The organism is Mesorhizobium sp. RCAM 05104 (assembly GCF_059683645.1).
The window spans coordinates 21,453-35,879 of sequence record NZ_JCASJA010000002.1 but is presented as its reverse complement, the minus strand read 5'-3'; the positions used below and the strand labels follow the sequence as shown (position 1 = coordinate 35,879).

Here is a 14,427-nt window from a genome sequence, read left to right as displayed (position 1 = left end):
CACTGACTGTCGACTACCGATGTCTCTCCATCCTGACACAAATGCGCAAACCGTCGTGTTACCCTCTGATGGTTTACGTCACTGGCCTGATCATCATCACAGCAAATGGGAGAGTTTGCCGTCTAGGATCAACCGCCGCGCCTTGCTCGTCCACTCCGGCAGCGCAGTCGTCGCATCGACAGTTACGGCACCGACGCTCGGCACAAGCCTTGGTATTCCCCGTTGCTATCTAGCTCGCATGTGTGATGAGGGCCTGCCTTCAGGCCAGCGACCGGGGGATGAGTGCCAGCTTCAAGCGCAGCGTCGTGCGCAAGGGTTCGTGGAAGTCCACGTGCCATAATAATGTTCCTTCATTCTGTGGAGAGATTGATCGGCCGGACCCGCAGCGGGCAAACTCGCTTTAACCAGGATGCGAGGTCGATGTTTGGGGTGTAAGGTCGGAGCCCTCCTGGGGGAGGATATGTATGCGAACCGCCGTTGCCTTGGCCCTACTGGCATCCGTAAGTACAGCTCACGCTGACGAGATTACGCAGCTCGAAACGAAAATCGGCGGTTGTTTAAGAATCCCGGTTGACGTCGAAGGCCCATCACTCAAAGTGGTTTTCGAGATCACTCTGGACAAAACCTCGAGAGCCCAGAAGGTAGACGTGGTTGAATACGCCCTTTCTTCGGCGGCATTTTCGTTATCGCCTTTCGGCCAAGGCCAATGATTTTTCAAGGGCCGACCGCTGAGCAGCATAGCTGGGAGCCACCATGGGATAATCCTGCGGCAAACTCAACTTGGCTCTGTAATGGTCGGGCGTCATGCCCTGCGGATCGGGCGACCGGCAAGTATGTCGGCTCGGCCTTCATCAATTACAACCGCGCGATCGGTGAGCGCCTGTGGAAGCGTGTCCAGGAGCATGCCGGCCCGGCACCCAAGGGGATGAAACGACCGGCAACGCAGTGGGTCAAGCCGGGTCTGATCGGCCGCGTGAAACACTTGCGCGGCGAGGAAGATTTGCGGCACGCTTCGCTGCAGGATTTTCGCGACGAGAGCTAGATCGAAAAACTAACCCGAAACACGGGGTCGAGTTACCGTGTGCTCGTAGCTAAATTCTGACACCGACCTTTTGCCTTCGTCCACAACCCTAAACCAGTGTTCCTGCAACGCTCGTGTCGAGACCTTCCTTCCAGTGACCTTCTGAAGGGCGGCCTCTGGGCTGTCGCCGGTAGCTATGTGGGATCCCACAAGCTGGTCGTTCCGTATCTCGTCGATGTAATAAGTCGGCATTGGTGACCCTCCAGCTAGGGAACCTGTGGGCCGCCAAGTTGTTCCGGAACAAAGTAGCGCATTTGCACTTATGGCTGAATGAGCACACGCGGAACCGACTTTTTGTACAAATGGATAGGCGCCAACCTGCCTAAGACCGCGAGCAACGATATGCTGTCAGTTGCGGACCTCACCCAAAAACTTTTCGCCGACGCCAAGGCGATAGGCATCTCAAGCGCAGAGATTGAGGAAGACATCGGGAGCGCTTATGAGACAATCATGGACGCGATTGTGCACCACGATGCTGGAGTCGCCGACTGACGAGAGGACCGACAGCTAGGGTATTTCCTAAAAGCCCACCCGAGGCCAAATGTGCAGTGACCAGTAGATGGAACGAGTTTTCGTCTCCTTGGCAGCGAGGGCTACAGCATGCGCGATCTGTTCTTTGGGGAACCTGTGATCATTGAGGCGTCAATGCCTGGAGCCTTTCGCACAATCGTCAGCGTGGCTGAGGCAGCGATTTTATGATGGAGAGATGGCCCGCCGAGCATGGGACACTCTACGGCGCTGCTGCAAGCTTGCACAGGTCAAATCACTACGTCAGAGGAAATAGAGATGGCCCGCCAGGCCTTTCTCGCCGCGGCGCAAGAAGCCGGCCTGATGGTTTTGCAGTCCGAACCAAGGTCAAAAAAGGCAGCGCATCGAACACCGTCAAACCTGGACCGTACGGGGGAGGGGAAGCGGAAGAACCAAGCGCGGATGGAGGAAGAGGAGGACTTTCTTGTGCGGTTCCTCGCGCGCGAGACGGGAATTACCGAGGCGCAGGCTGGAGACCTTGTAAATACGATTGGCGACGACCGCTCAACGCTGCTCCGCGAGGCCAGGGCACTAAAGGGGCAACATTAGCCAGATGAGCGCACGCGGAATCAACTTCCTCGACCGATGGATCGCCAACAACGTCCCCGAGACGACAAGGGCGGATATCATCTCCGTCGAGGAGCTGACACAAAACTGATCGCCGACGCCAAGGTGCTCGGCATACAGTGGGAAGAGATCGACGATGAGGTCGACAGCCTTTACCGCACCGTCCTCGAGTCCGTAGTGCACTTCGACGCCGGCATTCCCAAGTGACGCCCAAGGGGGGCGAATCGATCTGCGAATTGACTCGCAAGTTTCGAATTTAAGCATACCGTGAATTGTCGCCCGCCTCTAACGGCAAACGGGCGCTTGGAAGTCAACTCAGGTGCTCCCGCCCAACATACGCCGGAGGTTCCTATGGCCCAAGCTGATTTGCTCGATGCCGATCATATTTCCGCCTTCGATTGCGATGTCATTCGCAATACCTTCAGAACGTGGGTGCTCGAAGAGAATATCCCCGAGGACCGCTGGCGGAGTAGCGCGGAACAGATGATCCGAGAATTTACCGGCGTTCCCGGGGTGGACCCCGAATTGCTGGTTTGGATAGTGCGGAAGTAGCACCTCGACTGACCCAGCACCCGTACACGCCTTGACATGTTCCTAGTCTGTTCCCATTTTGGCCTTCCCAACGTCAAAATGCCGGGTGCGATATGTGCGGATGCGCCTTTGTAAAATCGCCCATCCTCGACATGGTGCGGCGCTTCGAATCCGCCCATCCCGGCGACATCGAGCGCATGGGAAATGGCTTTCCGATCTGGAACGGCGCGCCAAGTCTCATGTACCCGATCATCGTTTGTGAAGAGCAAGGCCGGGTTCCTGTCGGCCAAGTGGGGCCGTTCCCGGCTGGGCTCGGGAGGGCGGCGGCCGGCCGCCACCGGTGAACGCGCGCTGCGAGACCATCGCCTCCAATGGCCTGTTCCGCAAGGCCTACGCCTCACGCTGCCTGGTGCCGGTCGACGGCTATTTCGAATGGCAGAAGCTCAACCATCGGGCAAGAAGAAACAGCCTTATGCAATCGCCATGAAGTCTGCCGAGCCTTTCGCCATGGCCGGCATATGGGAAGAGTATGCCAATAAGGCGACAGGTGAACTTGTGGGCACATTCGCCATCGTAACCTGCGAGCCGAACGAGCTGATCGCCACCATCCATGCCCTATCCATCCGAGTTGATGAAGATGTGGCCGATCGACAGCAAGGTGAGGAAACCTGCCAATAACACGCCCGACATCATCGACGAGATCGGCCTCGGGCCAACCGACCTGTTCGACGTCTGATCCTTCACGGTCATTCCTGACTACGAAGGGCAGCAGAGGGGGCACACTCGCGGCTGGAGGCGGACGGGTCGAAAGCGCCAGCATGATGATCCAAGCGCTCCAGACATTTCTCGACCGCGTGGATGGTAAACCGCCTGCCCGCCAAGAAGCAAAGCGAACTGAACGCGCCAATCGAGAGACTTAGGCAACGGCCCAGCGGCTTGGTTGCTAGGGGGGTACTGGCAGCGCAAGGCCCCTGGGCCTGACCAGCGAGCCTTCTAGACGGGGGCCCGTCCGGCTGGCCAAACATACACCTAAGCTAATAGATAGGCGACTTATCAATAGGGACGATGAAGCACCAAAAGGTGGAACACGGGCCCGGCACAACCTACATCGTCAGCGTCTTCGACAAGCCGCATTGGCGCCATGCTGACCCACCAAGCGAGTCACAAGAAAAAAGGCCGTCCGAGTGAATGCAGATGGGGCGGCCTCCTCATAACACAGCAGAGCTTAGTAGGCCTTCTTGTGGGCGGCCTTCTTCGCGGTGTGCTTCTTGTGCTTCACCGGGCACTTGTGCTTCTTGGTCACCTTGCAGGCCTTGGTGACGTGCTTTTTGTGCTTTTTGACATGTTTCTTCGTCATGGCATCCGACCCCGGCGCGGATGCAGTTGTGGTCGCCGCTGCGGGCGCCTGCTTCGTGGCGGCGTCGGCAGTGGTGGCGCTGAGAACCGGCATTGAGACGGCGAGCGCGAACGCAAGACTGAGTGCGGAGAGAAGGGACTTTTTCATGGCGTCATTTCCTTCTTATGCGGGTCGGAATTTGAGTGTCACTGATCTGGGTCGATCGGTGTAACTCCAAGTAGCTTCAGAGCGTTTGCTAGCATCCGAATTCCCTGTGCCTGCTTCTTGTTGGCGCAGAACCGGTTTCCCTTTTTCTGAAGTGCTTTTGCCGCGGTGACCTGCGTTGCCGTGGCGTGGGTTTCGAGGGCTTCGTCAACTTGGCGGCTGAGATTGCTGCAACGCTCCGCCCTGGTGATCGCCACCTTTGCATCGGATACCCCAACCACGGCCGTGACGAGCGAAATGCCGAGCAACGCACCCATCAAGCTGATCGAGATCCTTTGCATCGCTTGTCGCAAACCCGAGCAAGTGCTGCAGTGCTGCAGCCGATGAACTGACCCTCCAGTCAATTATGCGCTCGATTGATTTCTGGAGTTTTTCTGGCGTGTTTCTGGATTGTGTCTGAGTGGCCGCGCGCAAGCGTTGCCGCCTCAAGGGCATGCTTGGACGAAAGGGGCGGTACCGACTTGACCGAAGCGATAATATGAGCCCCACGACCAGACCGATGAGGAACCCGAGCGGCCCGGTTATGAAGCAGCGGCTCTACCTTGGACGGCCGAAAGCGAAGCGCCGTCTACCACGCGGCACGGCCTTCGACGCTGCACGACAGGCTGGCGAAGAAGCCCGACCAGGTCGACCATGCGGCAGATCGGGTTGAACGGGCAGCTGCCGCTTTGGTCGAGGCCACCCGCTCGCTCGATCCATGCGGCCGCGCTGCTATAGGCTGACGTCATCCTGCTGATCCCGCTGCCACGGAGTGTAAGAAAAACCGATCTGCGGTTTCGTTGGGGGTACCCATCCGGTGAGCACCGCGGCGCCTATGTCCCGTTAGCGGACAGGACGAAGTTCCAGGCGGGGTGGGAGGCCGCCATTGCCCACAAGGCCTAGGCCTGATCACCCGAGCTCCCATGGCGAAGCAGCGGGTATGCCGTGCTGCGCGGCGAGAAGGCTTCCTATGACCCCCAGGCTCGCGAGTTGGGCGCGAAGAGGCTGCGCTAGGTCAGCGGGCGCGCCGGTAATGCATGGCGACCGCGCCGCTGCGAAGCGGCTTGGCCGAGATCAGCTCGAGCCGTCGCGTGCTGGGCAGCCCGCTCTGGTAGAGGGTCGGGCCGTGGCCCGCGATCCTGGGGTGCACGAGGAGCTTGTACTCGTCGACTAGGTCCAGCCGGTCCAGCTCGGTCGCGAGCTTACCGCTACCGAGGAGCACGCCGGCCGGGGTCGCGTCCTTGAGCCTCTGCACGCCCGTGCGCAGGTCGCCGTCGATGTGGTGGCTGTTGGTCCACGGGAAGGCCTTTCGCGTCGATGAAACTACGTACTTCGGCTTGGCCTCCAGCTTGACCGCCCACTCGCGTATCGCTGGCGGCGCCTCCTCATCGCCGCGGGCGACTGTCGGCCTGTAACTCTCCATCATCTCGTAGGTGACGCGACCCCACAGCATTGCTCCGCTCTCATCCATAAGGCGGGTGAAGACGGCGTGCGTCTCGTCGTCGGCAATTCCCTCCTGGTGGTCGACGCAGCCGTCCAGGGTGACGTTGATGCTGAAGGTCAATAGTCCCATGCGGCGAGTCTAAGCCATACAATGGAGAAGATGAAGGCCGATTGCTCGCGGTTACTGTTGAACTTCCGCAATGGGTCGGCACACGAAGTAAGGCACGTGCCGACTTGCGGACGTTACCGTAGAGCGCTAAGCAGCCTGCGCTGACTCGGCGCCCGACCGCCAGTTCCACGGCAGCAGCTCATCGATTTGCTGGGGGGTGCTCAGCGATACGGGCCAGGACGTCAGCCCAAGCCTCAGGATCGACGTCATCGAGCTTTGCGGTTGACGACAGGCTGTAGAGGCTCGCCGCGCGCTGGCCGCCGCGATCCGAACCGCAGAACAGCCAGGACTTGCGACCCAAGGCCACGCCCCGCAGCGCGCGCTCGGCGGCGTTGTTGCTCAGGCAGATGCGCCCATCGTCGAGGAAGCGCAAGCGGGCAGCTGAGGCCGTTCAGCTCTGGTAATTCCAGGGCATGAGGGCGCCGATATTGCTGTTTGGCCAGCCATCGGCGATGCGCTCGACGGCTGGGGAGGCGGTGTTCTTTACCGTAATTCCCGACTACGAAAGCCAGCAGAGGGACCGAAATCGCGACTGGAAGCCGACCTTTGACCGACGGCAAAACCGGGATTGACGGAACATTAGCCGTCTCTGAAAGTTTGCGCGTGGCGGCAGGCGGTGCCCTCCATCGCCTGCTGAAGATCGGGGGCAACCCTGATCGGCCCGCGCTCTCCGCCAGAGGCGCGGGCTTTTACCTGGCAAGGGGCGCGATGAGCGACAGTCAACCACAAGCTACATCGTCGTCGTCTTCGACAAGCCGCACTGACGGACGATAGACACCGCTTTGCAGAGGTGTCCCATAATGGGTCGTGGTGGCTGGCATCGCTATTGCACTGTTCAGCAATGCCGGGGCATCTCTCACCCGGCAATCGGGGCAAACGAGGGGCCCCGCCGCTTCGCAAATTGAGCGGCGGCCATCGTCAACGGGGGCCGGGCAACAACCGTGTTTTTTCCGCAATTCCTAGTGGGGATGTTCACCACTTCGGCCGTAGTGGCGATCTGGACTTACCTTGCAACGGGTTCGTTCTGGAGGGCGCTGGCCTGGACTTTCCTAACTTTGATCATATTGCAGGTTGGATATCTGCTGTTCGCGTTCGTGCTTTTCTATAGGTCCGCTACGAAGAGAACCGAAGAAAAACCGGAACCTGTTCAGCCCATTCGTCGAGACACCGGTGTTTCACAGGGCGGCCGATAAAATGACCGACAAGCCGACCACGACCATTGTCAGCGCCTTCGACAAGCCGCACTGGCGGATGATCCTGACTGCGATACGGACTTGGCCGAATTTAGCCAGCGGGGGCCAACGGCGCCATCGCGGGAGCTATGACGATCTGGACTTCCAGGTGGTTCATCTCGCAGGTTGAAAGGTTCATCTCGGCGTCAAGATCGACTGTCGCAGAAGCGTCCCCTTTGAAGACCACATTATCCGAAGACCGACACGCCATGGTCACGACTGCTTTTGCAGATGCGGTTTCCTCACCGACCGTTATCTCAACTTTCTCAATATTCGCCCCGCCAAACTTGTCGACGCCGACTGTTCCGATCCCTGTTTCCGACGCCGCATATCTTGGGTTTCTGCGCTGACTAGAGCGCTATTACAGCGCAACAGGACGAGGTGTCATTCGCATCGCGACCACGAGCTGGCAGATAAGAATCGTAAGACTGCGCTCTTAGCCGTCGCCTCGAACGATAGGATTTGTTGCGGGTTGCGCTATAGCCTCACGATCGCAGGAAGCTTTAGTCGCATCCTCTGGCGCTCCGCAAACGCCAGGGCGAAGGTTTCCAGCGTGAATGAGTAGGTGCGTTCTTCGTCGTCCTCCACTACCCCCACGAACCATTGGTCTTGGCCCTCAAATACTTCAATTCGGGTTCCCAGAAGGCCGCCGTAGCTCTCAAGATAATCGCGCTTATAGCTCAGGGGATAAGGCACCGCTTGCCTCCCATTAGTCTCGAGTAGGGCGGTGGCACTAACCACCGCCCTATCTGGACTTAGTTCAGACACTCAGTTCCGACAGTCGGGGCTGACAGGGTCGTACTCTCTTGGGCTGACCCCGACGCACTTGGAGGTCGAAATGGCACTAATGTTCCCGCTGGACCCCGTCTGGGCAGGATCCACCAAAGCTTTTGGAACGAAAGAATGACCACTGTCGAACGCATTTGGGGCCTCGAAGTCACCGTTGTCGGCGCGAAGGCTGTGGACGAACGTTGAGTCAATCGCCAACGAAGGTGCCGTCATGATGAAAAGTGCAGATGTAGCCATCATTATCTTGTACATTTTTATCTCCTTACCATATATTCTACGCATCACAAAAATTTGTGACGAGAACGAAATCGGTTTACCTTCTAAAACTCATGTGCTTTAAAATGTAACCAATATCCTCGTTAGACCATGATCTTTACTACCACCATAAGATCTGTCCGTTAGAGAGGCTGGATTGCCTGTTCTCCCACTGATGCTACGCTAAGCAGGAAATTTGTATGTGATGGAGTTCACAAGATATTGCTAATGTATCTGCGGCGCCCTATCGGCAGGCTTTCCGTGTTTGGGCCGAAAAGCCGGACTGAGGCGGCCGAGCATGGATTGCCTCTGCTCAATCTCGCGTAGTTCTGGCGTAACTCCACCGCTTCCCGAAGCACCAGCGACGACCCTCACCGTGGTTCGATAGCCGGCATGTGCGCGCCGGTGCTTGGTACACAGAAGCTTCAATCTGCAACATCACCATGCAGCTATTAGCCCAACTCGCGTGTGAAGGTTCCGTTCTCCTTCAGACCCCCGCTGTGGTGGAACTCGACATGTAGCCGCCAACGCGATCGGCGACGGCGCGTCGCTACGAGCGCGAAACCGTCGCCAGGGGCGAAACTTGTCTGTACCTCGCAACAATAAGGCCCGCTGACGGGATCAGGAAACTGAAAAGCCTCGTTGGCTTGGAAATTGTCAGGAACTCCGTTCGCAAACGGGTAAGGCGCGTACAGCGCCGAACTGTGGATAGAATGCAGGATGCACTGCTTGCCAGTTTTTCTGTTTGTTATACGGGCAGTGACCAGGCTGCTCAAGTGCTCGTCACCCGACAGGAATACCAATCGCTTGAGTTCCTTGTCACACACAAATCGGAGCAGCGCGTGCATGGAGAGTGGGTATCCGTCCCATGCGTCCGAACGCAAGGCACAGGTGGGGTCCTCGGCCACCTCACGCCGGCGCGGCAGCACAGCCGAGGGTGTGAGAACAAACTTGGGCAGTTCGGCGTGTTCAGGCTTGGTCAGCCATTCGCAAAGTTTCGCGAATTGCGTTGGACCCATAATCCGCGCTTTGCACCAGTTCAACACCGTCCGCCCTTCGCGCTCCGTGCGCGTGTCGCAAAGAAAGAAGGGCACACCCTTGTGCGTGAAATCGTCTCGCCAGATGTGTGACGGCACGCGCCTTTCCAGCACCCCGGTCTTGCCGCGTTCGTATCTGAAGTAAGCCCGCTTCCCAAGCTTGATGACGGTATCTTTCTTGCGCATCGTCGGGTCGGGGTCATTGGCCCAATTGTCGCGGATCTCGTGGTCGTCGAGCATCATTTCAACCACCAGATCCAAGCGCTGCATCACCGCCTTCACGCCGCGGCTCTGGCCCCGACGTTCGTAGGGCATTCGGAATCGGTCGTTGACCACTTTAGGGTCGAAAAGACCCGCGGTAGCGTCGATATACACTTGATCGCCTGCCAGCAGCAGCAACGTGGGGGCGCCGCGTTTGCCTAGGAGATCGCCGAGTGCGAGCAAAGACGCATCTGCAGGCCCTCGTGTAGCACGCTGGCTGTCGGGCATGTGGTCGAGGAAATCACTAGGGTATTGGCAACTGGCGAGAGCGAAGGAAACATTCGATACCTTACGGTCACCGCTCTTGCGTCTATAGCTTCTGTGTGATTTTCCAGGCCCGCGGACGATCAGGCCACCTCGCAAGTCGTCCAGGGTGTCAGCCGCGAGCGCATACCGAATAGCTTCGGCGGCCTCCTTCACGGCGTTCTCGGAATGCGAACCTATGTCGGGGATTTCAGGTGGTGATCCCGCCGCATCTGGCAGTTTCGGTAACCGAGCTAAGCCGCCAATACCCTGCGCCTGAACGTATAGCAGCAAGACCAGAACCTGCTGCGCTTCAGGCCACTCGTGGAGCGGAACTTCAAATACATAGGGAGATGCGGTTTGCTTAATATAGTAACTGGGGAGGCTATCATAGAGGCTATCGCCTCTCTGTCCTTTCTCGTTGCCGGAGCCCGTAGCCGGCGCATCGATCATGTGCAGCCGGTCGCCTTTTACGTGAACGGGAACGATGAAGGCTGCATGAGGGAAGCCACGCCCTCCACTATCGGCTGCTTGCACCAGGATCTTGCCTCCCTGGACCTCTGCGCGCACCCCAAAGGCGGGCGCCCTGGCTTCGGAGGGGAGAGCACGCGTCATGGTTTGTCCTCCATGGATGGGCTTTGGATATCCGGCATTCCGAGGTATTTCGCTATAACGCCGCAGATCGATGAGGCGTCTTTGCCGATCAGGCAATCCTGATGGCCGTGGCCTCCGATGCACCACGTCAAGTAAGAGGGCTGCCCGAGAGCCAGGAGCAGGCGGCTTTGGTCTATAAGCTGTCTGATTTCTTCATCCGATTGTACCTCCTCGACCGCTTTTAGAGATGTGTTCAAGTGCGGCACGCCGGCACTTCTGAGCATGTTCCGCATTAGTCTCAGGGTTGAAGGGTCGACTAAACCGTTTTCCGCTCCATGGATCGACATCATGGGGAACCTCAGTCGATCCCTCACTCGGCTTGGCAACACATAGCGGTTTATGCCGGCCTGATCAGTTACGGTATTGAAGCCAGCGAAATGAATGACCTGCGACACTGTCTCGACGCTGAGCGGGCCGAAGAAGTCATCGATGTTGTCCAGCACGAGGTCAGAGAGGTTGTTGAGCGAGAAGGTGCGTGCATAGAGCGCGTCCATCCGATGTCTTGTGCCGACCCAGGGCGTCGCCTTGCCGGGGGGCCAGAGCGGATTCTCGCGCCGATACTCGTCAGGCGGCACCCGCATTGCCGAAAGCGCTCTGTCGAGCAATTGACCGGCGAGCGAGATATCGCCATGCTCACTGAACACATAGCCCTCAAGTTGAAGGAAATGACGAACATATCGCATTATATACGCAGCTAGCACATTTGCCGGACTCAACAGCATTGCCGGTCCGACCTGTGAGAAAACCACGCGCCCGATCTTGTTGTGCAAATTCCTTCGATCGTGCTCGCCAAGCACTGCCATGCTGAACATTGCCGCGCCCATGCAATGGCAGACGACATCGAGCTTTTCCTGCCCTGTGACACCCAGCACGTGTTGGACGGCGACCGGAATGTCCTGCTCTGCCATCGCCTCAAATGGCCAACTGCCGGTGGCCGTAATCAAGCCCGAACTCGAGCGCATATCGAGCACCCAGACATCACGCCCGGCATCACAGAGCGTTTGAGCGAGGTTGCCGGGTACGGCAACATGAGCAAATGTGGTACCGCTCGCACTGTAGCCATGGATCAGCAATACGGGGCGTTTCGGAACGCCATTGTCGATCGTCTTGGCGGAACTACCGTTATAGCGCGCCAGCCGAATGCGAACCTGCGGGCTTTGCTGGTCGTCCAAGGTCAACCACTCGATTTGCGGCGTGGGCAGGCCCGGCACTGCCCCGGGCAGCCGTTGTGGTCCACGTGTCGATGGCGGGTCGGGGCGGCGAAAACTCAGCGCATGTATCTGCAGTACGACGCGAAAGCCGTAGAGGATGAAAGAAGCCAGATCTGCCAGTGCCGCGACGCGATCTTGCTGATCCACTATTCGCAGCAAAGGCACTCCCTGCCGCGCCAGGTATCGCTTGTTCAGTTCCAGCGACGGTTGTTTCTTGCGAACGATGCTGTTGCGCATTTGCGGGAACGCCACGACAGACATCTCCAGCAATTGCGTCCACGGGCTGGCGCCCCCTGCATACGTAAGCCGCTTCACCGCTCTGATTTTCTTCTGCGCGAACAGAGAGCTGTCGAACCTCGCGCCCTCATTGATTTTCACGGCTTTGTCGAGATCGTCCGGCTCGACAACCTTGTCGATGTTCAGATCGTATTCGATCAGGCGCACCCCGCCCGCACGTGAGCACAGGTGCAGAATATCGAGCAATTTGGCATGGGATGGCCCCCCGCCAGGCGGCACGAGACGCAACCATTCCTGGCCACGTCGGACCAAGCCGTAAGCAACGTCGCGGATACCGCGATTGACGGCCCACGCTAAGACAGCGCGCAGCGTTCGTCGGAGAGGACGCGATTCCTCGAGATCGAACAGGCGTAGCCACCCTGAAATCTCGGCTTCAAGAGCGATATCGCACTCATAGGCTTGATCTGCGACTGGGTCGAACGCCTTTCCTTCACGGAGAATGCGCAGCCGACCGTTTGCAATCGGCAAAAAGCGCCCCTTTGGCGGTTGTTGCGTGTACAGATCTGCTAGGACCACCGGTCTGGTGGTCAGGGTCAGTTCGACCATGTGCGGTTTCAGGCCGCTGCCTCGCATTGCTAGAGGGACCTTGCCGCGCACTTGTTCAGTCAGTTCGATGCTGGTCCGCGTAGGCTTAGGATTTGTCTGTGGCGTGGAGTACACTGGCCGTGCGTCGCCAGGAGAGTTCTGAAGGGCGGGGGCGCTGGTCAAACGGCCGCCACTCAGTTGCCATTCCTCCTTGAGTTCGGTGATTGCTCGCAATGCCAGAACGGCAATGGTCAACGCCGGGTTGATGCCCAGAGAAGTGGGAACGACCGATCCATCGAGCACGATCAGCCCTTCGTGAGTCCGTTTGAGCCCCGCCGCGGCGGCATCGAACACGCGGCCGCAATGATCAGTAACGCCTTGGCGCACGTCGTCGCCCATGGCGCAGCCGCCAAGCGGGTGTACTGTCAGCAGCGGGCCGCGTTGGCGGCCGAACACGGATTCAAGCTTATCCGATAAGGGCCGCCACAGCAGGTTGTTCACCAGCCGCCCCCCCAATCCCGACTCTCGAAGTAGGCCTCCAAGGCGCGTGTGATGGTTCTCCAACCGGGGATCCAGCCGCAATTCCGGCCAGCGCACGGTGAGCATCCCGTCGGCATTGTCTTGTATTGGTCCACCCGGCGTCAGTTCACCCTCCGCGTCGTCGCGGCCGATCATGGCGAGTACCAAGGAGTTCGCGATGGCTGCAGGATTGACGGCAGCGTCGTCGGCCCGCGAAGGATTTGGCTGATGCTTCGTCCAGTCGCCATCGGCCACGCGATTGAGTACATCGAATGTGGTGGTGCTCTCCTCAAACAGGCGGCGAAGCGGTCCCGGTACCGCGAGATCTTGGATCACCAAGTCGGTGTCCGCATTGCCTTCTCGAAGATCGAGCATTGCCGTTATTGTCGGGCCGATCGCGCGACCACCGGGCTCGCCGGGATTGCTTGGAACTGGATCCTGAGTTTCGTCGGCTACGGCGTTCACCCGTGCCGCTAAGTCGTGGGCAATCACGAGCATGTCGCCGTTGGCGGAGAATTTCCGCCCCAACTGATCCGAGAACCTTGTCCCCTCAACTTGCGAGCGTATCAATATTTCCGTTGAGCCGAACGTGCCTGCTGCAAGGATCACACGCTTCGCCAGCAGAGCAAATGGCTTACGCTGGCTATCGCGAAGATGCGCATCTGTGTGATTGACGTCCAACTGCCATCCTTCGTCCGCCGGCGAGACGCGCAGGACGGTGGCGCCGGCGACGATTCGTACTCCGCTTTGCTGAGCTAGGCGCAACAGGTTCAGGTCGAGGGATTCTTTGGCATTGTAGTTGCAGCCAGTGCCACAATCACCACAGCGGCGACATTGGCTCATCGCGACCCCGGCGGAATTGGGGTGGCAATCGGATGCGACGGTTATGTGAGTGGGTCGTGCCTTGCCACCAGCCAAACGTCCAAAAGCCTCGGTCTTGGCCAAGAAGGGCTGGTTGGTGGCGACCATTGGCCGGGCTCCCAACCAAGCGCGCAGTTGTTCAGCCGTTTCTGCAAGCCGGGTGTCACTGCGTATCTTGGTGGGCCAGCGCGCTTCGTGGAATACTTGCGGCAGCGGCATCTCCATCACACCGGCGTTTATCAATGACCCACCGCCCAAGCCACAGGCGACGAGGGCTGCAGCGTCATTGCTCCAGCGCATGTCGTAGAGACCATCGAACACCCCGCGCTGGCGCTCTGCGGCGGACGTGGTAAAGCGGATGTGGCCGGCCAGATCGGCCAAGCGCGAAGGGAACATTCCGGCCAAGTACTCCTTGCCGCGTTCGAGCACGCAGATTTTCAATGGCTGGCCTTGCGCATCCTTGCAGCTGCTCAGTTCAGCGGCAACAACCGAGCCGCCATAACCGCTGCCAACGATGACGACATCAAAGTCGTATTCGCCCTTGGCGGGTGTCCTTTGCGGATCAGCGATCCGCGGCAGATCGTTGACCAATGCCTCGAGTCCGCGCGAGAGCCAAGCCGTCGCGCGTGGCAGCTCAGGCGCTGCCTTGGTGTTTACAGGCACTGGGACCTCCCCAATTTAGGG

13 protein-coding genes and 2 pseudogenes are annotated in these 14,427 nt (G+C 58.8%); 6 read left to right on the top strand and 9 right to left on the bottom strand.

Annotated elements, in window-relative coordinates:
- Positions 1 to 683: 683 nt before the first annotated feature.
- On the bottom strand, positions 684 to 806 hold the full coding sequence (locus AC56QP_RS35315) for a MucR family transcriptional regulator (RefSeq protein WP_489863820.1): 123 nt from the start codon (positions 804 to 806) through the stop codon (positions 684 to 686).
- A gap of 545 nt (positions 807 to 1,351) precedes the next feature.
- On the opposite strand from AC56QP_RS35315, the gene AC56QP_RS35310 reads away from it, so the two are divergent.
- The 4 genes and pseudogenes from AC56QP_RS35310 to AC56QP_RS35295 all read left to right on the top strand — a co-directional run bounded on the left by AC56QP_RS35310 (position 1,352) and on the right by AC56QP_RS35295 (position 3,443).
- Positions 1,352 to 1,573 carry a DUF768 domain-containing protein gene (locus tag AC56QP_RS35310; RefSeq protein WP_489863821.1) on the top strand — a complete coding sequence of 74 codons (222 nt, stop codon included), beginning with the start codon at positions 1,352 to 1,354 and terminating at the stop codon, positions 1,571 to 1,573.
- Between the two features lie 294 nt (positions 1,574 to 1,867).
- On the top strand, positions 1,868 to 2,158 hold the full coding sequence (locus AC56QP_RS35305) for a hypothetical protein (protein ID WP_489863822.1): 291 nt from the start codon (positions 1,868 to 1,870) through the stop codon (positions 2,156 to 2,158).
- A 369-nt stretch (positions 2,159 to 2,527) separates the two neighbouring features.
- Positions 2,528 to 2,728 carry a hypothetical protein gene (locus tag AC56QP_RS35300; RefSeq protein ID WP_489863823.1) on the top strand — a complete coding sequence of 67 codons (201 nt, stop codon included), beginning with the start codon at positions 2,528 to 2,530 and terminating at the stop codon, positions 2,726 to 2,728.
- Between the two features lie 92 nt (positions 2,729 to 2,820).
- A pseudogene (locus tag AC56QP_RS35295) lies at positions 2,821 to 3,443 on the top strand (SOS response-associated peptidase).
- A 489-nt stretch (positions 3,444 to 3,932) separates the two neighbouring features.
- Here the strand turns inward: AC56QP_RS35295 and AC56QP_RS35290 are convergent.
- The 4 genes and pseudogenes from AC56QP_RS35290 to AC56QP_RS35275 form a co-directional block, all read right to left on the bottom strand.
- On the bottom strand, positions 3,933 to 4,211 hold the full coding sequence (locus tag AC56QP_RS35290) for a hypothetical protein (protein WP_489863824.1): 279 nt from the start codon (positions 4,209 to 4,211) through the stop codon (positions 3,933 to 3,935).
- A 38-nt stretch (positions 4,212 to 4,249) separates the two neighbouring features.
- The gene (locus AC56QP_RS35285; RefSeq protein WP_489863825.1) at positions 4,250 to 4,549 is read right to left on the bottom strand and encodes a hypothetical protein; all 300 of its coding nucleotides are present in this window, start codon (positions 4,547 to 4,549) and stop codon (positions 4,250 to 4,252) included.
- A 713-nt stretch (positions 4,550 to 5,262) separates the two neighbouring features.
- A complete protein-coding gene (locus tag AC56QP_RS35280) occupies positions 5,263 to 5,820 on the bottom strand; it encodes a dihydrofolate reductase family protein (RefSeq protein WP_489863826.1) in 558 nt (185 codons plus the stop codon).
- 126 nt (positions 5,821 to 5,946) lie between these two features.
- Positions 5,947 to 6,229 (bottom strand): annotated as a pseudogene (locus tag AC56QP_RS35275) (IS66 family transposase); the annotation flags it as partial.
- A 598-nt stretch (positions 6,230 to 6,827) separates the two neighbouring features.
- On the opposite strand from AC56QP_RS35275, the gene AC56QP_RS35270 reads away from it, so the two are divergent.
- Positions 6,828 to 7,052 carry an exopolysaccharide production repressor protein gene (locus AC56QP_RS35270; protein ID WP_489863912.1) on the top strand — a complete coding sequence of 75 codons (225 nt, stop codon included), beginning with the start codon at positions 6,828 to 6,830 and terminating at the stop codon, positions 7,050 to 7,052.
- Position 7,053: 1 nt separating this feature from the next.
- Positions 7,054 to 7,221 (top strand): hypothetical protein, encoded by a 168-nt coding sequence (locus AC56QP_RS35265; RefSeq protein WP_489863827.1) that lies wholly within the window; start codon positions 7,054 to 7,056, stop codon positions 7,219 to 7,221.
- Here the strand turns inward: AC56QP_RS35265 and AC56QP_RS35260 are convergent.
- From AC56QP_RS35260 to AC56QP_RS35245, 4 genes are all read right to left on the bottom strand, one after another.
- Positions 7,144 to 7,347, bottom strand: a complete 204-nt coding sequence (locus AC56QP_RS35260; RefSeq protein ID WP_497101099.1) for a hypothetical protein — start codon at positions 7,345 to 7,347, stop codon at positions 7,144 to 7,146. The two genes, AC56QP_RS35265 and AC56QP_RS35260, sit on opposite strands and share 78 nt — an antisense overlap.
- A gap of 221 nt (positions 7,348 to 7,568) precedes the next feature.
- On the bottom strand, positions 7,569 to 7,787 hold the full coding sequence (locus AC56QP_RS35255) for a hypothetical protein (protein ID WP_489863828.1): 219 nt from the start codon (positions 7,785 to 7,787) through the stop codon (positions 7,569 to 7,571).
- 800 nt (positions 7,788 to 8,587) lie between these two features.
- Positions 8,588 to 10,291, bottom strand: coding sequence for an alkaline phosphatase D family protein (locus tag AC56QP_RS35250; RefSeq protein ID WP_489863829.1), 1,704 nt, complete (start codon positions 10,289 to 10,291; stop codon positions 8,588 to 8,590).
- Positions 10,288 to 14,406 (bottom strand): GMC oxidoreductase, encoded by a 4,119-nt coding sequence (locus AC56QP_RS35245; protein ID WP_497101093.1) that lies wholly within the window; start codon positions 14,404 to 14,406, stop codon positions 10,288 to 10,290. Before AC56QP_RS35245 ends, AC56QP_RS35250 begins: the two co-directional genes overlap by 4 nt.
- Positions 14,407 to 14,427 lie beyond the last annotated feature (21 nt).